General features: G+C 44.6%; 19 protein-coding genes. 11 read left to right on the plus strand and 8 right to left on the minus strand.

Annotated elements, in window-relative coordinates; translation table 11 throughout:
* Window positions 1–63: 63 nt before the first annotated feature.
* The 3 genes from CW735_RS15285 to typA form a co-directional block, all read right to left on the minus strand.
* Window positions 64–1215 (minus strand): MalY/PatB family protein, encoded by a 1152-nt coding sequence (locus CW735_RS15285; RefSeq protein WP_071980499.1) that lies wholly within the window; start codon window positions 1213–1215, stop codon window positions 64–66.
* A gap of 236 nt (window positions 1216–1451) precedes the next feature.
* Window positions 1452–1835, minus strand: a complete 384-nt coding sequence (locus tag CW735_RS15290; RefSeq protein ID WP_071980500.1) for a response regulator — start codon at window positions 1833–1835, stop codon at window positions 1452–1454.
* A gap of 250 nt (window positions 1836–2085) precedes the next feature.
* On the minus strand, window positions 2086–3915 hold the full coding sequence (gene typA, locus CW735_RS15295) for a translational GTPase TypA (protein ID WP_071981341.1): 1830 nt from the start codon (window positions 3913–3915) through the stop codon (window positions 2086–2088).
* Between the two features lie 455 nt (window positions 3916–4370).
* Here typA and glnA point away from each other — a divergent pair, with 455 nt between their 5' ends.
* The 4 genes from glnA (at window position 4371) to glnG (ending at window position 9249) form a co-directional block, all read left to right on the plus strand.
* Entirely contained in the window at window positions 4371–5780 is a 1410-nt protein-coding gene (gene glnA / locus CW735_RS15300) for a glutamate--ammonia ligase (RefSeq protein ID WP_071980501.1), read from the plus strand.
* A gap of 202 nt (window positions 5781–5982) precedes the next feature.
* The gene (locus CW735_RS15305) at window positions 5983–6639 is read left to right on the plus strand and encodes a DUF4124 domain-containing protein (protein ID WP_100972856.1); all 657 of its coding nucleotides are present in this window, start codon (window positions 5983–5985) and stop codon (window positions 6637–6639) included.
* Between the two features lie 125 nt (window positions 6640–6764).
* Window positions 6765–7850 (plus strand): nitrogen regulation protein NR(II), encoded by a 1086-nt coding sequence (gene glnL, locus CW735_RS15310; RefSeq protein ID WP_100972857.1) that lies wholly within the window; start codon window positions 6765–6767, stop codon window positions 7848–7850.
* Window positions 7840–9249, plus strand: a complete 1410-nt coding sequence (gene glnG / locus CW735_RS15315) for a nitrogen regulation protein NR(I) (RefSeq protein WP_100972858.1) — start codon at window positions 7840–7842, stop codon at window positions 9247–9249. Before glnL ends, glnG begins: the two co-directional genes overlap by 11 nt.
* A 107-nt stretch (window positions 9250–9356) precedes the next feature.
* Here the strand turns inward: glnG and CW735_RS15320 are convergent, their stop codons facing one another.
* Window positions 9357–10496 (minus strand): HD domain-containing phosphohydrolase, encoded by a 1140-nt coding sequence (locus tag CW735_RS15320; protein ID WP_100972859.1) that lies wholly within the window; start codon window positions 10494–10496, stop codon window positions 9357–9359.
* A gap of 311 nt (window positions 10497–10807) precedes the next feature.
* Here CW735_RS15320 and CW735_RS15325 point away from each other — a divergent pair, with 311 nt between their 5' ends.
* The 5 genes from CW735_RS15325 (at window position 10808) to CW735_RS15345 (ending at window position 17302) form a co-directional block, all read left to right on the plus strand.
* Window positions 10808–11533, plus strand: a complete 726-nt coding sequence (locus tag CW735_RS15325) for a 1-acylglycerol-3-phosphate O-acyltransferase (protein ID WP_071980506.1) — start codon at window positions 10808–10810, stop codon at window positions 11531–11533.
* Between the two features lie 47 nt (window positions 11534–11580).
* Window positions 11581–11991: a ribonuclease E inhibitor RraB gene (rraB, locus tag CW735_RS15330; RefSeq protein WP_071981342.1), complete on the plus strand. Its 411-nt coding sequence runs from the start codon at window positions 11581–11583 to the stop codon at window positions 11989–11991.
* A gap of 157 nt (window positions 11992–12148) precedes the next feature.
* Window positions 12149–13063, plus strand: coding sequence for a choice-of-anchor H family protein (locus CW735_RS15335; RefSeq protein ID WP_071980507.1), 915 nt, complete (start codon window positions 12149–12151; stop codon window positions 13061–13063).
* A gap of 218 nt (window positions 13064–13281) precedes the next feature.
* Complete coding sequence (locus CW735_RS15340; protein WP_071980508.1) at window positions 13282–14562, plus strand: ABC transporter substrate-binding protein; 1281 nt, start codon at window positions 13282–13284, stop codon at window positions 14560–14562.
* A gap of 28 nt (window positions 14563–14590) precedes the next feature.
* A complete protein-coding gene (locus CW735_RS15345; RefSeq protein WP_071980509.1) occupies window positions 14591–17302 on the plus strand; it encodes an ATP-binding protein in 2712 nt (903 codons plus the stop codon).
* Between the two features lie 83 nt (window positions 17303–17385).
* Here the strand turns inward: CW735_RS15345 and CW735_RS15350 are convergent, their stop codons facing one another.
* The 3 genes from CW735_RS15350 to pepA all read right to left on the minus strand — a co-directional run bounded on the left by CW735_RS15350 (window position 17386) and on the right by pepA (window position 22160).
* Window positions 17386–20160, minus strand: a complete 2775-nt coding sequence (locus tag CW735_RS15350) for a valine--tRNA ligase (RefSeq protein ID WP_071980510.1) — start codon at window positions 20158–20160, stop codon at window positions 17386–17388.
* Between the two features lie 65 nt (window positions 20161–20225).
* Complete coding sequence (locus CW735_RS15355; RefSeq protein WP_071980511.1) at window positions 20226–20648, minus strand: DNA polymerase III subunit chi; 423 nt, start codon at window positions 20646–20648, stop codon at window positions 20226–20228.
* A gap of 6 nt (window positions 20649–20654) precedes the next feature.
* Window positions 20655–22160 carry a leucyl aminopeptidase gene (gene pepA / locus CW735_RS15360; RefSeq protein WP_071981343.1) on the minus strand — a complete coding sequence of 502 codons (1506 nt, stop codon included), beginning with the start codon at window positions 22158–22160 and terminating at the stop codon, window positions 20655–20657.
* A 260-nt stretch (window positions 22161–22420) separates the two neighbouring features.
* Here pepA and lptF point away from each other — a divergent pair, with 260 nt between their 5' ends.
* Window positions 22421–23521 (plus strand): LPS export ABC transporter permease LptF, encoded by a 1101-nt coding sequence (lptF, locus tag CW735_RS15365; RefSeq protein WP_071980512.1) that lies wholly within the window; start codon window positions 22421–22423, stop codon window positions 23519–23521.
* A complete protein-coding gene (lptG, locus tag CW735_RS15370; RefSeq protein ID WP_071980513.1) occupies window positions 23522–24583 on the plus strand; it encodes an LPS export ABC transporter permease LptG in 1062 nt (353 codons plus the stop codon).
* A gap of 176 nt (window positions 24584–24759) precedes the next feature.
* On the opposite strand, the gene CW735_RS15375 is transcribed toward lptG, so the two are convergent.
* Complete coding sequence (locus tag CW735_RS15375; protein WP_083595406.1) at window positions 24760–25272, minus strand: RDD family protein; 513 nt, start codon at window positions 25270–25272, stop codon at window positions 24760–24762.
* Window positions 25273–25359: the final 87 nt, after the last annotated feature.

Raw genomic sequence — 25359 nt, forward strand, 5'->3', positions numbered from 1 at the left:
CAAGGCGCTTTCTACTATTTAAGTTTCTACTACAAGTAGTTTCTGCTATTTTTTGGGCTTCGTCTATTTAGCTAGGCGCGCTAGAATGTCATCAAGCATAGAACGACTACAGCCAAAGTTTATTCTGAAATGGTCTGGCTGGTGAAAGTCTTTACCGGGCGATGGCCCTACGCCTTTTTGCTCTGCCCAGGCCTGTACATCATCGACACCTAAGCCACTTGCATCTACCCAAGCTAAGAAGGTGGCATCTGCCTTCAGCATGCTTAGCCCTTCTATGTTATTGATTGCTTGGTAAACTCTGTCTCGATTTTCGCGAAGATAGCTAAGTTCTTGTTTGTGCCAATCGTCGCACTGCGTAAACGCGGCCTCGGTAGCCGCTAACCCCATTATATTTACCCATGGAACAATGCCGGCTGCGGCATTTACAAATGCCTGCCTAACGCTTCTATTCGGTATGATGGCGAACGAAGTGCCAAGACCTGCAATATTAAAGGTTTTGCTTGCGGCCATTAAAGTAACGCTGTTGTCAGCTAACTGCGCCTCTCTACCGGCAGGAATATGGGCTTTGCCCTCTTCTAAAATAAGATCGCAATGTATTTCGTCAGAGCACAGTTTAACGCCATTCTTATTACAAATGTCAGCAATCCTGTCTATCTCCGATTGCGTTAACACTGTGCCTACCGGATTCATAGGATTACATAATATGAACAGGGTGCATTTAGGGTCGGCGGCTTCTCGTTCAAGTGCATCAAAGTCGAGGGTATACCTAGGATTCTCTGCATCACTCGTTGAGTCGATGACAGTGCCAATATCGACTCTTTCTAACTGATTGAGTTTAGGCGCGGCCAACAAAGGCGGATAGTTTGGCGTTTGAATTAGCACCTTATCACCTGGGTTGCAGTAGGCTTTGCACGCAACGTTAAATGCAGGCACCACACCCGGCGTCCACACTAGCCACTCAGGCTCAATGTGCCAATCGTGTTTATCTTTTAGCCAACGCACTACTGCGTTAATAGCCCCCGTGTGATGCGAGGGCAGAATGTACCCCATGTTTCCGTGGTCTACCTGAGCAGAAATAGCGTCTAAAATAGGCTGAGCACAAGAAAACTCAGTATCTGCAACCCAGGCAGGAATGATGTCTTTGCCTTTGTACTTCTGCCATTTAAATGAATGAGTCTCTTTTCTTGATGGGGTATTGTCGAATAATGCGCTCACACTACATCCTTTTGCCGAGAAAGTTATGCTTCAAGTGTATGGTTTTGCAAAGGTATAAACTAGGGTGGGAAGTACATTTCTCTATAACAATTTGCACTTAATTATTGTGATGCAGGTACTCAGTTGCTACTAATCGCCTACTGGCCCAAGGATGTGCTACTTGAAGGAATGCTTGCAGTGAGTGCTGAGAATAAATATCTCAGAGTGTTTTTGGTAACAAAGCACTTAGAGGTATTTCAATTGCAGTGGTTTTGAGATGTCACCTTATCAGAGGTAGCCACTAACTCTTTCATGCTAATTGGCTTTGCTAGGAAGCCAGAAACATTGAGTTTAGCCGCATCCAATACAAGACTTTTATGAGGGTCTGCAGTAATGAGCAAAAACGGAATTTCTAAACCTTTTGAACGACATAGCTTTAACAAGCTCAGCCCATCATAGTCGGGCATAAGTTGGTCGCTAATCACCAAATTCAATGAATCTGGCGTTTGCTGAAGCAAAAAATCTCGAGCGTATTTGCTCCGGCTAAACGGATAAACGGTTGCATCCAACTGGGTTTCTAATGCATCGGTTATTAAATCGAGGGTAATTTGATCATCTTCAATGACGGCAATTGAAAGCATGGAAGTACCTCTTAAAAAATTCCACCGTTTACACAAGTTACCTGTAAAAGCGATATAGCCTACAGGAGCTTAATAACTTAAAGTGTAGGGACAAAATATAGAAATGACCACTCGCCTTTGGTAGCAACTATTTAGCGAGTTATGGTTTGAACAAGCGCTAATAGAATAAAAAATGCCAACGCGAGGTTGGCATTTTTATCTTTTTTCAGCGCAAACATTAACGCGCTAAAACTTTAACGTATATTGCTGTCTATTTTGGCGCTCGCGATGCACGCTTGCGTTCGTTCTCTGTAAGCAACTTCTTACGGATACGAATAGATTCTGGTGTAACCTCTACCAATTCATCTTCGTCAATGAACTCTAGTGCTTGCTCTAGAGACATTTTGATTGGTGGTACAAGTGTTTGCGCTTCATCAGTACCAGAGGCACGAACGTTAGTAAGCTGCTTACCTTTCAACGCGTTTACCGTTAGGTCGTTGTCACGGCTGTGAATACCGATAACCATACCTTCGTAAACTTCAACACCATGACCGATGAACAAACGACCACGCTCTTGAAGGTTAAATAACGCATTAGTAAGTGCTTTACCATTAGCGTTGGCAATGAGAACACCGTTTTTACGCTTACCAATAATGCCGCCTTTGTATGGGCCGTAGTGATCGAATGAATGGTATAGCAAACCAGAACCCGACGTCATTGTCATAAACTCTGTTTGGAAACCGATAAGACCACGACTTGGAATAACGAAGTCGATACGAACACGGCCTTTACCATCTGGAGACATGTCTGTCATTTCAGCTTTACGTAGACCAAGCTGCTCCATGATAGAACCCTGATGCTGTTCTTCACAGTCAATCGTCAAGGTTTCAAATGGCTCTGTTGTTTCGCCATTTTCTTCTTTTAGAATTACTTCTGGACGAGATACAGCAAGTTCGTAACCTTCACGACGCATATTTTCAATCAGTATGCCTAAGTGAAGTTCACCACGACCTGATACGCGGAATTTATCCGGATCAGCCGTTTCTTCAACACGTAGTGCAACGTTGTGAACAAGCTCGTCGTTCAAACGTTCAAGGATGTTACGCGACGTTACATACTTACCTTCTTTTCCAGCAAAAGGTGATGTATTTACTTGGAACGTCATGGTTACTGTTGGCTCATCTACCGATAGTGGTGGAAGTGCTTCAACGGCATTCACGTCACAAATTGTGTCAGAGATTTTCAGTTCACCAAGACCAGAGATAGCGATGATATCGCCCGCATTCGCGCTGTCTACTTCGTGACGGTCTAGACCAAGGTAGCCATATACTAGGCCAACTTTACCGTTGCGAGTTTTGCCATCAGCAGTAACGATAGTTACCTGTTGGTTGGTTTTAACTGAACCGCGGCTGATACGACCTACACCGATTACACCCACATACGAGTTGTAATCTAGCTGTGAAATCTGCATTTGGAAACCGCCGTTGGCATCAGCATCTGGTGCAGCAACTTGGTCAACAATAGTTTGGAAAAGTGGAGTCATGTCTTCTGACGGTGTGTCAGCATCGTTAGACGCCCAACCGTTTAGTGCAGAAGCATAAACAACTTGGAAATCAAGCTGCTCATCAGTAGCGCCAAGGTTATCGAACAAATCAAATACTTGGTCCATTACCCAATCAGGGCGAGCACCTGGCTTGTCGATTTTGTTGATGACAACAATAGGCTTAAGGCCTTGAGCAAATGCTTTTTGAGTAACAAAGCGCGTTTGCGGCATTGGACCTTCTTGAGCGTCAACAAGTAGAAGTACAGAGTCAGCCATTGACATTACACGCTCTACTTCACCACCGAAATCGGCGTGTCCCGGAGTATCAACAATGTTGATACGGTAGTCTTGCCAGTTAATTGCAGTATTTTTCGCCAAGATGGTGATACCGCGCTCTTTCTCGATGTCATTCGAGTCCATAACGCGCTCTTCTTGTACGCCGCGAGATTCCAACGTTCCAGATTGCTGAAGAAGCTTATCTACCAAGGTAGTTTTACCGTGGTCAACGTGGGCGATGATTGCGATATTACGCAATTTACTTATATCAGTGGTATTCATGCTTATATAGAGCCTGTGTAAATCGATACATACCAACACGGTATGCATGAGATTTCTTGCAAAAAATGCAGATAGAAAATTTTCGCGGATTGTACAGAAAAAACGCGCCGTTTGCGCATCTTTTTTCACTTTGCAATGAATGTTTCCGCTTTTCTTATGATTTTAAAGGCCTATAGCGGAATTTAATGGTAATAAGGGAGTAATTCACTGTGTAGAAAGAGTGGCAAGCGGCTAGAAAGTATTCTAGTCTAAACATCTTAGGCGACGCCACCTGCACCACTATCGCACGACATCGCACCAAGTTGGTGCGAAGCAAGCTATATTACAGGTCTTCATCTTAGTCTAAGCCGCAGAAAACGGCAGATAGATATATGGCATGATTATCGCTTTCACAATTTTACTGTTGGAGTGAGCCTGATCACTCTGCATTTTTACATTAAAACCTGGAGGACACGATGTCAGTAGAAAAGGCATTAGAGCTGATTAAAGAAAGCGAAGCGAAATTTATCGATTTACGTTTTACCGATACCAAAGGTAAAGAGCAACACGTATCTATTCCTGCGAGCCAAGTTGATGAAGATTTCTTCGAAGAAGGAAAAATGTTTGACGGTTCTTCAATTGCAGGCTGGAAGGGCATCAACGAATCTGACATGGTTCTTCTTCCGGACGCAGACAGCTGCGTAGTTGACCCTTTTGCAGAAGAAACACAAGTAAACATCCGCTGTGACATCGTTGAGCCTACTACTATGGAAGGCTACGAGCGCGACCCGCGTTCTGTTGCTCGCCGCGCAGAAGAATATCTGAAGTCTACAGGTATCGGTGACACGGTATTCTTCGGTCCAGAACCAGAATTTTTCCTTTTCGACGACGTGCGTTTCCACACTGATATGGCGGGTTCTTTCTACAAGATTGATTCATCAGAAGCAAAGTGGAACTCTGGCGAAGAGTTTGAAGGCGGTAACATGGCTCACCGTCCAGGCGTAAAAGGCGGTTACTTCCCAGTACCTCCAGTAGACTCTGCGCACGACATTCGCGCGGCAATGTGTATGGTTATGGAAGAGATGGGCCTTGTTATCGAAGCGCATCACCATGAAGTTGCTACCGCTGGCCAAAACGAAATTGCATGTGAATTCAACACGTTAGTTAAGAAAGCTGATGAAATCCAAGTATACAAGTATGTTGTACACAACGTTGCTCATGCATACGGTCAAACTGCGACCTTTATGCCTAAGCCTCTAGTTGGCGACAACGGTTCTGGTATGCACTGTCACCAATCTATTGCAAAAGATGGCAAGAACATCTTTGCAGGTGACAAGTATGCAGGCCTTTCTGAAGAAGCGCTTTACTACATTGGTGGTATTATTAAGCATGCTCGCGCAATCAATGCGTTTGCTAATGCATCAACAAACTCGTATAAGCGTCTTGTACCAGGGTTTGAAGCACCTGTAATGCTGGCTTACTCTGCGCGTAACCGCTCTGCTTCAATCCGTATTCCTTATGTAACAAGCGATAAGGCTCGTCGTATTGAAGTGCGCTTCCCTGACCCAACAGCTAACCCATACCTTGCATTTACTGCAATGCTTATGGCTGGCCTTGACGGTATTAAGAACAAGATCCACCCTGGCGATGCTATGGATAAAGACTTGTATGACCTACCGGCAGAAGAAGCAGCAGAAATTCCAACCGTTGCTAGCTCGCTAGAAATGGCGCTAGAAGCATTGGATAACGACCGCGAATTCCTTACTGCTGGCGGTGTAATGACTGATGACATGATTGATGCATATATCGACCTTAAGTCTGAAGAAGTCACTACTTTGAACATGACAACTCACCCTGTTGAGTTCGACATGTACTACAGCGTTTAATAGAAACGTTTCAACATGCGCTTCGTGTGTTGATGATGTATGTAGATATTTGAAGCCCGCAATTGCGGGCTTTTTTATTGTCTGCGCATTGATTTGTATAAGGGCCTATTAGGTTGGGAACAGCCTGCGCGACTAACAATTACCTATTATGCTTAGAATCATCTATGATAGCGTTTGAGCAACATTTAAAGGGACACCATTTATGACAGATTCAATTAAACGCACCTCGCTGCTTTTCACTTTGCCGTCATTTACTTTGTTCCTATGCGCCACCTGCTTTTCTCATCAGGCTTTTACCCAGCAAACATACGATCAGCAAACACCTGACCAGCAAGCCTCTGCCCAGCAAAACACGACACAGAAAAATAAAACACACCAACAAAAAACACAAAATAGTCCTGCGCAAATTTTCAAAGTCGTCAACGAAGACGGCTCTGTGACATATACAGATACACCACCGCCAAATGCCGAGACCGTAGAGCTAGATATAAAAACACGTAACGTGGTCTCTGCTATTAAAACGCCAAAGACTCAAAAAGTTCAGGTTAAAAAGAAAAAGCCAAATTATAGCGTAAGTATCGCTAGCCCCGCTCCCGAAGCGACCTTGAGAGACAACGCTGGCAACATTGTTATTAAAGCGGAACAAAACAGTGCAGTAAAAGCTCCCTTGTATCGCTTGATATTCGACGGTGCCCCAGTTAAGAGCAATTCCTCAGGCATATTTAAGCTAGAGGGTGTCCATCGTGGGGCACATAATTACAAAGTTGAACTCACCAACAATACGGGCAAGACTCTTGCATCGTCTTCTACTCAAACCCTTTACCTGCATCAGGCATCGGTGTTTATCAATAACAACTAGCGTGCAGCCCTACTGAACTGGCGCACCAACGCGGTTCATAGAATTTTAATTTTCGAGTAAACCTGCGCGGGATTGTCAGTTACACGCTACAATGCACAACATTGGTGCAAAGGAGACATGCTCGGATGGTTTCTACCGAGTCAGAATCACGATTATTACTAAATAGTCTAAATACAGCCCTAGTGATGGTAGATAGCCGGCTGCGTATTATTTACGCGAACCACGCCGGTGAGGCATTATTTGAAACGGGGTTAAAACAACTTCAAGGCCATATTCTACCTGACTTTTTCTTACCGGGTACTATTGAGACAACGCGGTTGCGAGCCGCAATACGCAAAGGTGAAGACTTTACTGAAAACGAGATAAAACTGGCGTTTAAAGATAATCGCTACGTTTCAGTAGATTTAACCGTTACTAATATTGCAACTTCCAACGGCCCAGGCCTGCTTTTTGAAGTAAAGAAAATAGACCAGCAAAAGCGAATCACCCGAGAAAATCTACAAAATGCCCAGCATTATGCAGCTCGAGAACTCGTGCGTGGCCTAGCCCATGAAATAAAAAACCCCTTAGGAGGAATTCGTGGTGCAGCTCAACTGTTAGAAAAAGAGTTACCTGAACAACATAAAGAGTTTACACGCATGATAATCGAGCAATCGGATAGACTGCGTACCTTGGTAGACCGCCTTTTAGGACCTAATTCTTTACCTCGCTTTGAAGTAAGCAATGTGCATCAAGCGTTAGAGAAAGTGCGAAGCCTTATGTTGGTTGACTCTGCCATACCAATTTCAATTGTACGAGATTACGACCCAAGTATTCCCGATCTGAGGATCGATCCAGACATGATTCAGCAAGCGGTGCTGAATATAGTGCGCAACAGTATTCAGGCGTTGAACGAGCACAAAACACCTAACCCTGAAATACGCTTGGTAACCCGTATCGAACGTCAAATGACTATTCAATCTGTGCGCCACGCTTTAGTGGCCAAAGTGAAAATTATCGACAACGGCCCAGGTATACCTGCAGAGATAAAAGACACCTTGTTCTATCCCATGGTCACCAGTAAACAAAATGGCTCGGGTCTTGGATTGTCGATTTCACAAACACTTATTAATCACCACGGTGGAAAAATAGATGTTGATAGCCACCCTGGTTACACCAAATTCGTGATTTATATTCCAATTAAAAGTAAGGAGACAGACGATGACGAATGAGTCGGTATGGATTGTCGACGATGACAGTTCGATTCGTTGGGTGCTGCAAAAAGCCTTACAGGCAGCCAATATCAGCTGCTTGAGTTTTGAAAACCCAGAAGATTTGCTGCACCAAATCCAAAGTGGTCAAGCGCCAGAAGTTATTATATCTGACATACGAATGCCTCAAATGGACGGTATGACCCTGTTGAACGAGGTTCACAGCTCACACACCCTACTTCCTGTCATTATTATGACTGCGCATTCAGATCTGGACAGTGCGGTAAATGCATATCAAAAGGGGGCGTTTGAGTATTTGCCCAAGCCCTTTGATATCGATGAAGCCGTTACGCTTGCTCGGCGTGCAATAGACCATGCAAGGGAGCAGTCATCTACCACCAAGGTACAGCAAGATGAGGTGGTTACTGAAATTATTGGTGAAGCGCCAGCGATGCAGGAAGTGTTTCGTGCCATTGGTCGTCTGTCTCGCTCGTCAATCAGTGTACTCATTAACGGTCAGTCTGGAACAGGTAAAGAGCTAGTCGCCCATGCTTTGCACAGACATAGCCCCCGCTCTAGCAAACCTTTTATTGCGCTAAACATGGCCGCTATTCCCGCCGATCTTGTAGAGTCTGAACTTTTCGGGCACGAAAAAGGGGCATTTACTGGTGCTCAGGCTGCGCGTCAGGGGCGTTTTGAACAAGCCGACGGCGGAACCTTATTTCTGGACGAAATTGGCGATATGCCTCTTGATGTTCAAACCCGCTTGCTAAGAGTACTTGCCGACGGTCAATTTTATCGCGTTGGCGGGCACCAATCGGTTAGTGTCGATGTAAGAATTATTGCCGCAACCCACCAAAATCTAGAAACCCGAGTTGCTGAAGGTAAGTTTCGTGAAGATTTATTTCACCGCCTCAATGTTATTCGAGTGCACCTACCTTCCCTTGCCGAACGTCGTGAAGACATTCCATTGTTAACTAGACACTTTTTGCGTCGCGCCGCTAAAGAACTTGATGTTGATGCTAAAACTATTAGTAAAAGTGCTGAGCGAGTGATGTCACAGCTTCCGTGGCCTGGTAACGTAAGACAGCTAGAAAACGTGTGTCGTTGGCTAACGGTAATGGCAAGCGGCCAAGAAGTTATCCCCAGCGATTTACCGCCAGAAATTCACAGCGATGGGCACGTAGAAACATCTTCTGCCGCTACCGGAGAATGGCCTGAATTACTTGCCTCATGGACAGATAAACAGCTGCGGGACGGTCGTCACGACATTTTAAATGATGCCATGTTAACGTTTGAAAAAGTGATGCTTGAGCGTGCCTTACATCATACTCACGGCCACAAGCAAGATGCAGCAAAACGCTTAGGATGGGGGCGTAACACGCTTACACGTAAGCTAAAAGAGTTAGGTATTAGCTAGCTTGGCACACTGGAGAGTGAGGTTCTTACTTCAGAAATATGAAGGTGGCAGTAAAAAAGTTAACATGTGCAGCTTGTTATTAACCTAACAAGCTGCCTAAACCGGTTTTAATGACCTTTAGTCAGTAACCCTGTTATGCCTTGATTAAAGTGGCGAACCCATTTCATGCTGAACTGTCCTTTAGCCTGCTTGTTGATATGGATAACTGCCTCTTTCTTAGACATGACTTTGTCTTCGTTGTGCGCTCTTGGGTGGGTAAGAGCATCGTACGTATCAATAATCGCCAACAGCTTTGCACCTTCGCAAATGTCGTCTTCCTTCAAGCCTAGCGGATACCCTGAGCCGTCGGTGCGCTCATGGTGTTGCATCACTATTTTGCGCGCCATATCCCAGTCATCTAGGTGCTCTAGTAAACGGGCACTTTTATAAACATGAGAGCGCATTAGATTGAATTCATTTTCGGTTAACGTATCGCCTTTGTTTAACAACTTCATGGGCATAAAGGCCATACCGAAGTCATGTACATAACTGGCAACGGCTAGCTGATCTTCATCTATAATATTGTCGGCCACATCATTAATATACATAGCAAGTTTTGCAATGCGGTCACCTTTTCCTGCCCAAAATGTACAGCGTCGCTCGACGGTTTGCATTAGTTCTCTAAAAAACAGCACATCTTGTTTCTTTTCACTGCTTATATCTTTTGGAATACCCGTTGAAGCCAAAACGGGGGCCTTTACGGGTGCACTTTCCGAGTTACCCTCGCTACTCGCAACATCAAGGGCAGGATTAAGCAGAAGCACGGCATCGTTCAAGAAGCGCTCGTGTTCAGCGTTGTTTTCTGGCGTTATGCGACTAATTGCAAGCACTAACTGCTCGTGCAGATTATTGTCATACTCTGCTTTGCCAGTGCGCATGACTTCTTCTACAAACGCTTTTACCCTGTCCATAGTAAGCAGAACAAGGTCGCTCATAGTGCTTGTATAATCAACTTGGCCCTTGCGGAGGTAATCGAGCAAATCTTCTACGTGCTGAAGTAATGGAATTAATGGCGAGAAGTTTACTAAGCCAAGGTCACCTTTAATGGTATGTATAGAGCGAAACAAGGCTCTTTGAAGCTCGTTGTCCGCAGGACGTAACTCTAGCTCTATTAGCGTTTGCTCGCTCGATTCATAAAGCTCGTTAATTTCCTCCATGAGGTCTGCAAGAATATCTTCTTCTAGTTCGTCAGGGGTAAATGTCAACATACTTATGGGTACCAAATATGGTTTGAATGCTTAGTCTTATCTATTGTAATGGGCTATTAATAAAAATGCTTCATACTAAAGGTGATAAAAACGTCGAATTGTCTAGATGCCGCTTAACGATTTCAATATATCCCGTAAAATACCGGCTCCTAGATCTACTTTTTATCTTAGTAACGCGAAAATAATATAGAAATAGCGGCTCAACACTCTAGTGTAGCCCAGATTACAAACTTCACTGTAAAAACTCATCGGACAAGTGTACGCTGAAATTTCTTCTATACTGCGCGCTCTATTTACTGCTAGGAGTTATTTTGATCGCTTTGCTTCGCATTCCCATTCTTTTCATCGCGTTTTTGGTTATCAACGTAATCTTGCTTTTTGTCTTCATTTTGCGCCCTTTCCACAAAGATAACGTGCAGGCTGCGGGAGCGCTATATTCCCAGATGGCTAAAATTGTGGGCCTTAAAGTTATTGTTCGAAGAGATCCGGCAGTAAAACTTAATGAGCCCTATGTATTCATTGCAAATCACCAAAATAGCTTTGATATTATGACAATATGTAAAGCTGCCCTGCCGGGTGTGGTGACTATTGGTAAGAAAAGTCTGAAGTGGATCCCTATTTTCGGCCAAATTTACTGGCTATCAGGCAACATCATGATTGACCGAAATAATTCAGGCAAAGCCAGAAACACGCTAGACATAGCTGCAAACCGAATTGCCAAAAAGAAAACCTCGGTATGGTTGTTCCCAGAGGGTACGCGCAGTAATGGCCGAGGTATTTTGCCGTTTAAACAAGGGGCTTTTCGGTTGGCAAAAACCACCAATGAACCTGTGGTAATGGTAACTGCGAGCAATCTACATAAAAAAGTACGTTGGAATAAATGGGATAATGGTGTTGTTCTTATCGACATTAGTGCGCCTCAACCGCTAACAGAAACACACTCTATTAAAGAGTGGATGGGTATTTTCAACGAGCAAATGAAAGAAAAATTTGAACAGTTGAATGCGCAGGTCGATGAATTAGAGAAAAGCAGGTAAACTTGCGCCCATTAACAAAGGCAACAAGCTACGTATTAGGCAAAAAAATGAATCAATTTGACGAAAGAGAAGAGTGGTATGAATTCAATCAAGAAACGATTGATGCACTGTTAGAGGATGGCAGTCAAGCCGACGCCGATTATACCATTGAGCATCATTTTGCCAGTACCGATTTTGATGTTTTAGAAAAAGCAGCGGTTGATGTTTTTAAAGCAGGCTTTGAAGTTACCGACGCAGAAGAATTGATGTTAGATGACGGTGATACCGTATTTTGTTTCGATGCTGTGGTAGAACGTAAGTTAGATATTAATTTACTTAACGCTGATGTTGATAAACTTCTCAAAATCGCCGACAAGCAAGACGTGACCTATGATGGTTGGGGAACTTACTTCGAACCACGGGAAGACAACGAGACAACAAATGACGTGGAAGACGACAGCTTCTACGACGAGGACTAAAGGTTAACTCGAACCGGTTCGATGCTGCTCGAGATATTATGGGTAAGATATAATGGGTAAGGTATAAATAACTACCCATTAAGTTTCACTTCAGCTTTCGTTCATCTTTTCCAGTCAACAATGACCATGTCATTATTGATTGGAAAAGGATGGATTTATGAAGATTCAATCTGCTAGAACGATACTTTCTACAATTGCCCTACTTGCATTGCTTAGTGCGCATGTTGATGCACAAACTAATACGAAAGATACCAGCAGCACCGCCTCTGAAAATAAAGAAGTAACATCTCAAGAATACCGCTATGACAAGGTTTATACGCCCCTTGAACAGCCAACACCAGTGAGTGGGGCAGATACTGAGTCTTTAACTGGACAAGCAGCAGATTCAAACTCACCCTCTCCAAACGCAGATTTTAGCGAGAGCAGCAACGGCACTAGCCACGCTACGTCAAACTTAAAATCTACACTTGATACGCAAGACTTAAAAACAGCCCAACGCGTTCAGAAGTACGCAAATACAACGAAGTTATCGAGTAGTATTACCGTTGTAAGTAGTAATGAATTCTGGATTTACGACAGCTGGGTAGGCCTTGTTCAGGATATTGATTACGACGGATATTACTCACAATTTTCGGTGGAATTCGACGCCGACACAATATTCGCTAATGTACCTGTTTACGCGGTGCTTTATTTGGGCCGCAATGGTACTTACGACGCCATACATGTGTCGTCAGAATTCTTTATTTACGGGGAAGATTCTACAGACAGTTTTGTGATTGAAAGCACATTAGTTTCAGGGTTCCCCTCTTATGACTACGATATTTTACTCGAGCTTTATGATGCGCAAACAGAGCAACTTGTGGCCTTTTCTGACAGCTACGACAACCCTGAGTTTGCTTTTGTACCTTTAGAAAGTGAAACCAATGAATACGTTGTAGAAGAATCTGTGGTTATTGTGCAGGAGCACGGGGGATCATTATCGTGGATGACACTGTTTTTTGGTTTTTTAATGTTGCTTGGCCGTGCTCTGGTGAAACCCACTACAAACAAATCGAAAATAGTGCGATCGTGATTAGTGTGAATAAAGCCTTATATAAAAGCAGTTTGTTTGATGGCGTTTTGTAGGAGTAGCCTTTTGTAGGAATAGTGCTTTGTATGAGTGATGTTTTGCAAATACCATTTGTAGCGCGCAAAAATTGAAGTAATTTGCTAATCTCTTTCATTAGCAACTGCTCTATTACTACAAGCTAATACACGCCTGTGACTGCGTTTTAAGGTACGAACACTACAATGACAAAGGACAGTAAAAACACATCCTCACCTTCCATTCGTAGGAACTTTATAAAAGGTACCCTTGCGCTGGGGGTTACTGCAGGGGTTACGCCCTTTGCTATAGGTAAACCTAAGCCTACGCTGAAGGTTATGGGTACCCATGTAACGCTGCAAGAAGCCATACGACAACAAGCAATGGAAGACTTGGGCATAAACATTCAATTCGAGCCCGGCGGCAGTGCAACGGTACTGCAAAAGGCGTCTATGAACCCCACATCTTTTGATTTGTATGAACAGTGGTCTAATAGTATTGGCGTTCTGTGGCGTGCAGGCGCTATTCAGCCAATAGAAAAAAAACGTATTCGCTATTGGGAAGAAATTAACAATTTATCAAAAACCGGTAAACTCACAGCGAATGCCAGAATGGGGGCCGGAGACGCTCCTCACAAAATATTAAACGTGCAGGGTAATGGTTCTCTAGGGGCTACACCCACCGACACAGTGAGCTTTTTGCCGTATGTACACAATGTTGATTCTTTTGGATACGACAGACGTCATCTTCCAGAAGCCATGCAGGGCGAAGCCGAAAGCTGGGGATGGTTACTCGACAGTCGCTATTCGGGCAAGGTGGCTATTGTTAACGACCCTACTATTGGTCTTTTCGACCTAGCCCTAGCAGCCCAGGCCAAGGGGTTCGTTGAATTTAATGATATTGGTGCAATGACAGAGTTAGAACTCGATGCATTATTTAGCGTGCTAATAGAACTGGTTCAGTTAAACCACTTCAACGGCTTCTGGACATCGGTACCAGAGTCAGTGCAATTTATGAAAAGTGGCAGAGTTGCCATTGAGAGTATGTTCTCTCCCGCAGTATCTACATTAAACGGAGAAAACATTCCTGTTACGTTCGCTGCGCCTAAAGAAGGCTACCGCGGATGGCATGGCGTTATGTGTTTATCTTCAGCCTCTCAAGGGCGAAGCAAAGACGTTGCCTATGAGTATATGAACTGGTGGCTGTCGGGTTGGCCGGGTGCTTTTATCGCTAAACAAGGTTACTATATTTCTAATCCGGAGCGCTCAGCTAATTATCTATCCAAAGCTGAGTGGGATTACTGGTATAAAGGCCAGCCAGCAGCTACCGATTTAACAGGTACAGATGGAAAGGTAAGCGTGTTAAAAGGAGCGCAAAGAACGGGCGGGAGCTATGAAAACCGCTTTAGTAATGTGGCTGTTTGGAATACAGTAATGCCGACTTATGAATACAGCTTACAAAAGTGGTACGAGTTCATTACCTCTTAAACTAATAACAAAAAGGCCACTGCGCTGAATGCTATCCTCAATCAGAATACAGCTTGTTACAGTGCTACTAGCACTTATCGTGCTTATCCTTTTTCAGAGCTTTATAGCCCATGAGAACCAAGCGGTATTAAATCGTGGTGTAGAGACTGCTACCGAGGCAGTCAATGCCGTTGGCATTGTAAAAGAATTAGAACGAGACGTTGTCGACCTTCAGCGAAATGTACTTATCTTTAAAGAAAATGCCAGCCCGTCAGCCGTTACTCGCTTCTCGAGGCTAATGGCATCGATTGCAGACAAACTCGATGTTCTTGCCCAGTCAAACTCGGCTTACTCGAATAAGCAAGATAATGGCGTGCTTGCGAGGATGAATGAGCATTTAGACGCCTACCAACTCAATTTTAAGCAAGTGGTAGACGCAAGAGCACAAAGAGACAACCTTGTTTCTGAAGGAACCTTAACGAGTACTTTAGTGCTGCAAAGACTGGCATCAAGCCTACTTAACACCGGCGACATTAGCGTGAATACTTATGAGCAAATTACTAAGCAGCTTGTGCTTGCCGAGAACGCCACGCTGAAATATCTCATAAAACCAGACATTACTTTTGTAGATTTATTCAATCAATCGGTCTCGCCGTTAACAGATATTGTCTCCACAGTTGACGGTATTTCAAAGCGAAAGTTAGAGTCCAGAGTAAATAAGCTCAAGTCAGATTTTTTAACGCTTTCACAAATTACTCAGGGCAATTTATTTCTAGTAAACGTAGTTATGGCCGGGTCAGCAAGAGAGTTTCTCTATTTAAGCGGTGAACTGGCTAATAATGTATCGGCAGCATCTGAAGCCGCCACACAACAAACTTATCAACTCGCTGAAACTACCCAACAAAAGGGAGAACTCTTTTCCCTCTTTGCAATTTTATTAGCGCTAGCCGCTGCGATATTCACCATGGGCAGGATCCTTGGCCCCATTAAATCCATTACCGGCGTATTCAATAAACTTTCAGAGAATGTGCCCATAGAAAATATACCAGGTAGCAAACGCACCGATGAGATAGGCAAGCTTTCCAGAGCCGCCATGGTATTTAGTGATAAAAATCGTCAAACTCAAAAGTTGTTGGCCGAAGCACAAAGCTTAAATGTAGAACAAGAGCGGCTGAATAATGAGTTGAGAGAGTCTAAGCGCAAAGCAGAGCAAGCCACAGCCTCGAAAAGTATATTCTTAGCCAATATGAGCCACGAAATACGCACGCCGATGAATGGTATTATTGGTTTAATCGAGCTAGCCCAAAAGCAATCAATCAGCAACACGGTAAGAGACTATCTTGATAAAGCAGCGTATTCGGGTCAAATATTACTAAGTGTTATTAATGACATTTTAGACTTCTCAAAAATAGAGGCCGGTGAATTAAAAATTGAGGAAGTTAGCTTCTCCTTGCATTCTCTTTTCGACAACTTAATTGCTGTTATTGCCCTTCGTGCCAAGGAGAAGAATCTTTCAGTTCGTTTCTCGGTAAACCCATCACTTTACGCAACTGTTATTGGCGACCCCCTTCGAATAGCCCAAATTATTATGAATATTGGTAACAACGCCGTGAAGTTCACTGATCAAGGACGGGTTGAAATAGAGTTTGATGGCGGCATGAACGCTGACGGCGATGTGTTTACTCTCTCTATGCGGGTGTCAGACACGGGCATTGGCATGAGTGAAAAGCAACTGAGTAAAATTTTTAAACCCTTCACCCAAGCTGATGGCTCGACTAACAGAATGTATGGCGGCACGGGACTTGGCTTGGCTATTGTGAGTCAACTCGTTGAGTTGATGAACGGAGACCTGCGAGCATCTTCATCTCTAGGAAAGGGAAGTGAGTTCTTTATATCACTACCGTTAAGAGCGGTTAACCGACAAAGCGGTATTTTGAGTCAAACCCCTGCTCTGCCTGAGGGAAGTATTTACGTGACAGAATCTCCTCTATTGCCCGCCTATTACACACAGCACCTCAACCTTTCTTCAACAGCAGTATGCTCTATACAAGACGCTCAAGCGCAACCAAATTTGCCAGAACATATTCTTATTGACGTTCCGGATTTTAGTACCTTTAGACAGAACTTGCGTTGGTTTAATGAGTTAGTAGAAGAAAGCAAGTCTGTGGGTTTAATTATGGAAACAGCGGGCAGCGCGCTTCAGGCTAAGTATGCGTCGCTATGGACCAATCCACTCATCATGCATCCGTTTACGCCTATTCAGTTTGAACGCTTTATTAAACAAGTTCTAGAGAAAGACGGGCACGTTGCCCAAGAGTTGACTGCGGACAGCCCCCCTTCTATTACACTCGAAGGCCATGTGCTTTTAGTTGAAGATAACAATATAAATCAGTTGGTTACCGGTGAAATGCTAACCAATGTGGGCTTAACCTTTGACGTCGCTGAAGATGGCAAACAAGCCGTGCAAAAAGTTGAAAATTCAACAGAATACGACCTCATTCTCATGGATGTTCAAATGCCCGTTATGGATGGTTATGAAGCCACTAAGGCGCTGAGGGAAAAAGGCTTTACAGATATCATAATTATAGGTTTGTCTGCTAACGCGATGAAAGAAGATAAGCAAAACGCCATTGATGCGGGAATGAATGACTACATTACCAAACCTATCAAACAAAAAGCCCTTTCAGCCAAGCTAGAGTATTTCCTGGCAAGAGATCTTACGAAAAATGCTTCAGACGATGACAGCAATTATTCAATTTAGGCATGACAAAAAAACGGGGCCATTAATTTGGCCCCGTTTTAATTGTTGAATATACTGCTGAAAACAATAAAGGTTAAGCGACTCTAGAGAGCAGCAATCGTCTCATATTGTTCTTTCAGTTTTGCCAACGCTTTTTCACCCTCGTCGAGCTTACCGCGTTCCTTTTCGATTACGGCTTCAGGTGCATTGCTAACAAACTTTACATTGCCAAGTTTGCCACGGGTTCTTGATACGTCTTTCTCAACTTTCTCCATGGCCTTGGTGATACGTGCAAGCTCTGCATCTTTATCAATAAGCCCTGCCATAGGAATCAGAATTTCCATCTCTCCTACCAGCGCCGTCGCGCTAGCTGGTGCTTCTTCACCAGTAGTAAGAATAGTTACGCTCTCAAGTTTAGACAGCTTATCTAAGAAGCCTTTAGCAGCCTCTAAACGTCGTTTGTCTTCGTCACTTACATTTCTGAGTAAAGCATTAAGCGGTTTATTTGGGGAAATATCCATTTCGCCACGAATATTGCGAATGCCAACAATAAACTTCTTCACCCACTCAATATCGGCCAGCACGCTTTCGTCTTGCTTATCCGCTTCAACTTCTGGGAATGGCTGCACCATGATGCTAGCGTCGTCTTCAACGTTAAGTGCGCTTAGCGGCACAACACGCTGCCAAATAGTATCGGTGATAAACGGCATAAGAGGATGCATTAGTCGCATCAGGCTCTCTAGCACGTTGATGAGTGTATGGCGAGTTCCTCGCTTTTCAGCCTCGCTACTTGCGTCATTGCTAAGCACTGGCTTTGTGAGCTCAAGGTACCAATCGCAGAATTGATTCCAAGTAAATTCATACACAGTTTGCGCAGCAATATCGAAACGGTAATCAGAAAGTGCTTTCTCAAATTCAACAAGGGTCTGTTGAAACTTCGCCCAAATCCAGCGGTCTGCCAAGCTGAGTACCATATCACCGCCATTCGCACCGGTATCATGCTCTTCCGTATTCATCAAAACAAAACGCGATGCGTTCCAAATTTTGTTACAGAAGTTTCGATAGCCCTCAACGCGAGACATATCAAAATTGATATCTCTGCTGGTAGATGCCATTGCCGCAAAAGTAAAGCGAAGAGCATCGGTACCGTAGGCATGAATTCCTTCAGGGAACTGTTTGCGCGTGCGCTTAACGATTTTTTCAGCTAACTGGGGCTGCATCATTCCGGCAGTGCGCTTCTCAACAAGAGACTCGAGGTCGATGCCGTCAATCAGGTCAATAGGGTCAAGCACGTTGCCTTTTGATTTCGACATTTTGTCACCGCTCTCATCGCGTATGAGACCTGTGATGTAAATGTCTTTAAATGGAATTTTTCCAGTAAACTTCTTGGTCATCATGATCATTCTGGCAACCCAGAAGAAAATAATGTCAAAGCCTGTTACCAAAACAGATGACGGAACAAACGTCTCTAAATCGGGAGTGTCTTTTGGCCATCCCATAGTGGCGAAAGGCCATAACGCACTAGAAAACCACGTATCGAGAACGTCATTATCTTGGGTTAACGTAACCTCGCTACCTAAGTCATTTTTCGCGCGTACTTCTTCTTCGGTGCGACCTACGTAAACCTTGCCGTTCTCATCATACCAAGCTGGAATGCGATGTCCCCACCAAAGCTGACGAGAAATACACCAGTCTTGAATGTTATTCATCCACTGGAAGTAGGTTTTGTTCCAGTTTTCTGGAACAAAACGAATTTCACCGCTTTCTACTGCTTCAATTGCGGGCTTGGCAAGAGACTCTACCGCTACGTACCATTGGTCTGTAAGGTAAGGCTCGATTACCGCCCCAGTGCGATCGCCACGGGGCACTTTAAGCTTATGCGGCTCTACTTTTACCAAAACACCACTGCTATCTAAATCGGCAACGATTTGCTTACGGGCGTCAAAGCGATCTAAACCTTGGTAAGCCTCTGGCGCATCATCATTTATTTTGGCATCGTCGGTAAGAATATTGATCATGGCAAGGTTGTGGCGCTTACCCATGTCATAGTCGTTAAAGTCGTGGGCAGGGGTTATTTTCACGCACCCTGTACCAAATTCCATATCAACGTAGTCATCAGCGATTATGGGGATCAAACGACCTGTTATTGGCAGTTTAATATCTTTGCCGATAAAGCCTTGATAACGTTCATCATCGGGATGAACAGCTACAGCGGTATCACCTAGCATCGTTTCTGGGCGTGTTGTAGCTACCACAAGCTCACCGCTACCATCGGCAAGAGGATAGCGCATGTGCCACATGTGGCCATCTTCTTCTTCGTTGAGAACTTCAAGATCGGATACTGCGGTGTGCAGTACAGGGTCCCAGTTAACGAGACGCTTGCCGCGATAAATAAGCCCTTCTTCATGCAGCTTTACGAAGACTTCTGTCACTGCCGTCGATAAATCGTCGTCCATGGTAAAGACTTCGCGAGACCAATCTGGCGATGTTCCTAAGCGACGCATTTGGCTGGTGATAGTACCGCCACTTTGCTCTTTCCACTCCCAGATCTTTTTAATAAAGTCTTCGCGGCCCAAATCGTGGCGTGTTTTACCTTGGGCATTTAACTGGCGTTCAACTACCATTTGCGTGGCGATACCCGCGTGGTCTGTACCCACCTGCCACAACGTGTTGTCGCCTTTCATTCTGTGGTAACGGGTTAACGCATCCATTATGGTCTGCTGAAATCCGTGGCCCATGTGTAGACTTCCCGTCACGTTTGGCGGGGGAAGAAGAATACAGTAGGGTTCACCACTACCAGATGCTTTAAATAAACCCGCGTCTTCCCATTTTTTATAGCACTGCTGCTCGATAGACTGCGGTTCGAAGGTTTTATCCATTACTGACTCTCGTTTTGAAGCTGATGTAACTTGGGTGAAAAAGTAAACGTGCTAGGTGCGCGCCGTCATGCAGACTTAAATTGCATACTACAACCAGCTTGCTGATAGTTTTTGTATCTCACCCGCGCTGCTTGCTTAGCATTTTCATCCACGGGTACAAAATCGATGATTTGGCGGTGTTGATTAGGCGATGGCACCATGCCAGAACCCACGTTTACCACCATTTGACGCCGGGCAACCTGCTCTGGTTGCCAGCATATTTCTACCGGCGTACCTGCCTGTGGTCCTTCACCGTATAAATTGTGAGGTACAAAACGGTTCGCCGGCAGTTGCCACAGCAGTTCATCAACTTCTTCTGCTTGTGCCTGCGTATCGCATAGCACACTCATCTTTTGTTTATTAGCAAAAGCGTTAGCGACAATCTCACTGGCTTTGCCAGCTACGCCATTATCGCTAGCGCTTAGTTGATAAAAAATAACCTGTGGCATGCTAGGTTAGTCCTCTAACTTAATGTCTGCTCGGTTCATTAAGAACTGAGAAAGCATAGGAACAGGACGTCCCGTCGCACCTTTATTTTTACCACTGCGCCATGCGGTTCCTGCGATATCAAGGTGTGCCCAGTTGTACTTTTTAGTGAAGCGCGACAAGAAACAACCCGCTGTGATGCTTCCTGCCGGACGACCACCTAAGTTGGTCATATCGGCAAATGGGCTTTCTAACTGCTCTTGATAATCATCCCACAACGGCAAACGCCAAGCGCGGTCTGAACTTTGCTCTGAGGCGTTGAGTAACTCATGGGCAAGAGGATTATGAGTACTCATCACCGCAGTAGCGTGGTGACCAAGGGCAATAATGGCTGCGCCGGTAAGGGTTGCTACGTCAATTACCAACTCAGGCTCGTAGCGTTCTACATAAGTTAATGCATCACACAGCACTAAACGGCCTTCTGCATCGGTATTTAGCACTTCAACGGTTTGACCCGACATGGTTGTTAAAATGTCACCTGGACGATACGCATTGCCGCTTGGCATGTTTTCACAGCCAGCGAGCACGCCAACAATATTAATGGGTAAATTAAGCGCGGCAATAGTGTGCATTGTGCCTAATACGCCTGCAGCGCCGCCCATGTCGTATTTCATTTCGTCCATGGCTTCGCCTGGTTTAAGCGATATACCGCCAGAGTCGAAGGTCAACCCTTTACCCACAAGCACGATAGGCGCCTGATCTGCAGGGCCGCCACGGTGATGCATAATACTCATCATGCTTTCATTTTCAGAGCCGCGCCCTACCGCTAGATAGGCTTGCATACCAAGTTCTGCCATTTGCGTTTCGTCAACCACTTCAGCGGTTATACTGTCATAACGACTCGCAAGCTCTTGTGCTTGTTTCCATAGATATTCTGGATTACAAATGTTGGGTGGCATGTTGGCCACGTCTTTTGTCACTTTGGCACCACGAGAAATCGCTAAACCATGTTCAACAGCGCGCTCGCCTACGGTTAACTCTCGACGGGTGGGAACATTGAAGACAATTTTGCGCAAGGGGCGACGTGGCTCACCTTTCTTCGTTTTAAGCTGTAAGAATGTGTACAGCGAGTCTTCTGTGGCTTCTACCGCCTGGCGTACTTTCCAATAGGTATCACGGCCTTTTACATGAAGTTCGGTCAAGAAACATACGGCTTCCATTGACCCAGTTTCATTCAGTGTTTGGATTGTTTTTGCAATGATATTTTTGTACTGACGCTCGTCTAATTCGCGCTCTTTTCCGCAACCGACAAGTAAAACCCGCTCGCTCAAGACGTTTGGTACATTGTGTAGCAGCAACATCTGGCCGGCTTTGCCTTCTAAATCGCCGCGGCGCAACAGGTTGCTGATATAACCATTGCTGATCTCGTCTAGCTGTTCTGCCACTGCCGTTAAACGGCGTGGTTCGAAGACGCCCACAACGATACAGGCACTACGTTGCTTTTCTGGGCTGCCACTTTTTACACTAAACTCCACGATATTACCTCGCTTTTCGTCGTTTATAGTTTGCACGATGACTAAAATCACGTAACGTTTCGCGCTGCTTTATGTTTTAATACGCAGAATAACTTTTAAGTTCACTGCAATGAACGCGTTTGCCCTTAAATATAGGCCAAATTGGCGTCAAAACATCATACAAACAGTTTATGGTTGCAGGCAAAACGTGTAAAAACGGTAAGTTTAAACAAAATTGTGCTTTCTTTCACTAAAATTCCTAATTATCCGGGCAGACTGAGATGCTGATATTCCGCTATTTACTTAAGGAAACGCTAAAATCTCAGCTAGCGATTTTCTTTATCTTAATGGCCATTTTTGTCACCTTGCGCTTCGTGCGTGTTTTAGGTGATGCTTCCGATGGCGACATCCCCGCAGGTCTAGTTTTAGGCTTCTTGGGTCTTTATGCCCCCATGCTATCATCTCTTGTGCTGCCAATAAGCGCTTATCTCGGCATTATGCTGGCCCATGGCCGTCTATACGTTGATAGCGAAATGACTGTTATGCGCGCTTGCGGCATTAGTGAATGGTATATAACGAGGGTAATGCTGTTTCTGTCGGTGCTGATTATGATTGTTACCGGCGCTATTACACTGTATTTCGCTCCTCTTGCTGCAGAAAACGAATATCAACTGCGAGAAAAAGCGCGCAACGAAGCGGGCATCTCGGCGCTTATGCCCGGTAGATTTCAACAAACCGGCAACGAAAAAGCAGTTATTTTTGCTCACGACGTTGATGAAAACGACAAACTAAAACGAGTCTTTTTATCGCAAAATCAAAGTGACGATAGCAAAGAACAGGTGCGTGTGGTTTACGCACAAACAGGTGACGTAGCAACAAATGCAGACGGCACCCGTAACCTTATCCTGAAGCAAGGCGTGCAATACGAGGGCGTACAATCGGGTAACGCCTATCGAAAAGTTGAGTTTGACGAATACCAAATTCAAATTGCCGACAAGCCTGCAGAAGAGCCTCGCAAGAAAGTGAGTGTATTACCAACCACTGAACTGTGGAATGACGAAAGCATAGAAGCACGAGCTGAACTGCAATGGCGTATTGCTATTCCCCTTTCCATTCCTTTTTTAGTGCTTATAGCCGTGCCGCTGAGTGCGGTTGATCCAAGGCAAGGTCGATTTGGCAAAATGTTCCCTGCTATATTACTTTACCTGGGGTATTTTTTATTACTGTTAGCCAGCAGACGCGTGCTTGAAGACGGGAAAATGCCACCTCAACTTGGGCTGTGGTGGGTTCACACCGTTATGCTAGTGATTGGTTTTGTCTTAATTGTTCGCGATAGGAAAACAGGCACTCAGTTACGTGCTTGGATATTGGGGAAAAAATAAATGTTTAAGATCCTCGATTTGTATGTAGCACGAACATTATTAAGCACAGTTACAGTAACCCTTAGCGTACTAATTGGACTCAGCGCGCTTATAAAATTTGTTGAACAGCTGCGAAAGATTGGTGAAGGCGACTACGACATGCTTCTAGCATTTTTGTATGTTTTGTTGAGCCTGCCTCGCGATTTGGAGCAGTTTTTCCCTATGGCTACCCTACTTGGTGGCTTAGTGGGAATGGGCGTGCTTGCAAGCAATAGCGAGCTTGTAGTCATGCAGGCCGCAGGACTGAGCCGCTGGAATATCATCAATTCTGCCATGAAGTCGACCCTGATTATGATTTTGGTGGTTATGGCTGTTGGCGAGTGGGTAACCCCAGTAAGCGAGACAAAAGCCAAACAGCTTCGCACGGAGGCCATTTCTGGGGGAAGCTTGTTCTCATCTGATAAGCTTGTATGGGCGAAAGATGGCGAACGATTCGTAAGCATTGGACAGGTTCTCAGCCAAGATGCCTTAAAAGATATTCGCATTTACACCTTTAACACCGACCTTTCGCTGCAAAGCATTAGCTATGCGAATACGGGCACGTTCGACGACGATGGCTGGTGGCTAAACAATGTAGATGTAACAACTTTCACTGAGCAACAGATTTCAACGGAAAATATTGAAAGGAAGCGCTGGAACTCAACTCTCACTCCAGACAAATTGGGCATAGTGGCAGTAAAACCAGAAGCATTATCTATTACCGGCTTAATAGACTATGTGAATTATTTAGAAAGTAACGATCAGGCCCCCGCACGCTACGAACTCGCTCTATGGCGCAAGATATTGCAACCGGTGTCTGTTGGCGTGATGCTATTAATGGCACTGTCGTTTATTTTTGGCCCACTGAGAAGTGTTACCATGGGAGCGCGGGTTATTATGGGGGTACTAACCGGTTTTGGTTTCTTTATTCTCAATGAAGTGTTTGGGCCTGTGAGCTTGGTTTATCAGTTACCGCCATTTCTGGGCGCGCTTCTACCAAGCCTGCTGTTTGCCGCTATCGCGGGCATAATGCTTCGGCGCTGATCACACTTATGTTGCTTTAACTGGTTTAGACAGCAAACTCGCTAGATTTGAGAGCCAAAAGGGCAATATCTGCCCTTTTCTTTTGCTCATCGATTGTGCTACCGAGTCTTAATTTTTAATGCTTGTTCTTAAGCGCTGTAAGCAACTTTGTGTGCCTCTTTTCAACGCTGTTTTGCCTACCAGCTTTTATGGTCATTCGCTTCTTTTGACAGCTTTAATACTTCGGTTTTTGCTAATCTGTCTTGTAGCGACTGTTTTTCTTTTATATCGAACAACACCAGTAACGTGCCTAATCCGCAAAGTGAAGCAATAAGGCGAGTAAGTAAACGCCCCATGGTAACGGGCTCATCTACTGTGCTAAAAATACGGAGCCGCCAAGCACGCATGCCTAATGTTTGCCCTCCTCGTTTCCAGAACCATAAAAAGAAGCCGGCTATCCACAAACCTACCCAAACCTGAATAAGAAGTTTGTATGCTCTAGAGGCCTGAATGAAATCGGCTGGCTCAGCATAACCTTGCATGTCTATGGCGCCATTTTTCAACATAATAATAAGCGTGACTATGATCACCATTGCCGCACACATGCCCACTGCAATAGCAACAAGTGCATCGTAAACCATGGCTAAAAGACGACGAAAGAATCCTGCCCGCTCTCCAAATTCAGACGCAGGTGTATTCTGGCTTTCCATGTCTGCCTCACTACTTTCATTTTTTTTGCGAACTCGCTTTTGAGCTCTTACTTTGTTTTTTGACACACTTTTCTCTTTAAATGCTTA

Source organism: Alteromonas sp. MB-3u-76, from assembly GCF_002831605.1.
Lineage (GTDB): Bacteria > Pseudomonadota > Gammaproteobacteria > Enterobacterales > Alteromonadaceae > Alteromonas > Alteromonas hispanica.

Coding starts and splice junctions, on each gene's coding strand:
- CW735_RS15290 (WP_071980500.1), bottom strand. CDS start 1,835: ATGCTTTCAATTGCCGTCATTGAAGATGATCAAATTACCCTCGATTTA.
- typA (WP_071981341.1), bottom strand. CDS start 3,915: ATGAATACCACTGATATAAGTAAATTGCGTAATATCGCAATCATCGCC.
- glnA (WP_071980501.1), top strand. CDS start 4,371: ATGTCAGTAGAAAAGGCATTAGAGCTGATTAAAGAAAGCGAAGCGAAA.
- CW735_RS15305 (WP_100972856.1), top strand. CDS start 5,983: ATGACAGATTCAATTAAACGCACCTCGCTGCTTTTCACTTTGCCGTCA.
- glnL (WP_100972857.1), top strand. CDS start 6,765: ATGGTTTCTACCGAGTCAGAATCACGATTATTACTAAATAGTCTAAAT.
- glnG (WP_100972858.1), top strand. CDS start 7,840: ATGACGAATGAGTCGGTATGGATTGTCGACGATGACAGTTCGATTCGT.
- CW735_RS15320 (WP_100972859.1), bottom strand. CDS start 10,496: ATGTTGACATTTACCCCTGACGAACTAGAAGAAGATATTCTTGCAGAC.
- rraB (WP_071981342.1), top strand. CDS start 11,581: ATGAATCAATTTGACGAAAGAGAAGAGTGGTATGAATTCAATCAAGAA.
- CW735_RS15335 (WP_071980507.1), top strand. CDS start 12,149: ATGAAGATTCAATCTGCTAGAACGATACTTTCTACAATTGCCCTACTT.
- CW735_RS15340 (WP_071980508.1), top strand. CDS start 13,282: ATGACAAAGGACAGTAAAAACACATCCTCACCTTCCATTCGTAGGAAC.
- CW735_RS15345 (WP_071980509.1), top strand. CDS start 14,591: ATGCTATCCTCAATCAGAATACAGCTTGTTACAGTGCTACTAGCACTT.
- CW735_RS15350 (WP_071980510.1), bottom strand. CDS start 20,160: ATGGATAAAACCTTCGAACCGCAGTCTATCGAGCAGCAGTGCTATAAA.
- CW735_RS15355 (WP_071980511.1), bottom strand. CDS start 20,648: ATGCCACAGGTTATTTTTTATCAACTAAGCGCTAGCGATAATGGCGTA.
- lptF (WP_071980512.1), top strand. CDS start 22,421: ATGCTGATATTCCGCTATTTACTTAAGGAAACGCTAAAATCTCAGCTA.
- lptG (WP_071980513.1), top strand. CDS start 23,522: ATGTTTAAGATCCTCGATTTGTATGTAGCACGAACATTATTAAGCACA.
- CW735_RS15375 (WP_083595406.1), bottom strand. CDS start 25,272: ATGGAAAGCCAGAATACACCTGCGTCTGAATTTGGAGAGCGGGCAGGA.